General features: G+C 40.8%; 1 protein-coding gene. It reads right to left on the reverse strand.

All coding sequences use genetic code 11. The features are described from left to right. Positions 1-2: 2 nt before the first annotated feature. Positions 3-338: transporter substrate-binding domain-containing protein (locus tag CWC11_RS20965; protein WP_138684188.1), on the reverse strand; the 336-nt coding region annotated here is incomplete at its 5' end.

Here is a 338-nt window from a genome sequence, read left to right on the forward strand (position 1 = left end):
CATTACTTAGGCACTTCAAAGTAGGGGTTCTGTAGTGAGATTTTTCTCGCATTATCCATAGGTAACGCATTAAGCTTGGCCAAGAAATAACGCTCAAATAACACATCAAACTCACCGTTTTGCTGCATCAGTGCTAACCCTTTTTTAAGTGCAGTCGCGACCTCAGGTTTTTCCTTACTCACGAAGAAATAAAAAGCACTTGGGTACTGCAAATATAAATTAGGTAAAATCACTAAGTCGTCATTGTGTTGTTCGGCAAGCTCTGAGGCAACTTCAATAAAAGAACGTGGGAAATAATCTATTTTGCCTCTGGCAGATCGGGAAGAGCACACGTCTGA

The organism is Pseudoalteromonas sp. S3178, from assembly GCF_005886985.1.
Lineage (GTDB): Bacteria > Pseudomonadota > Gammaproteobacteria > Enterobacterales > Alteromonadaceae > Pseudoalteromonas > Pseudoalteromonas carrageenovora.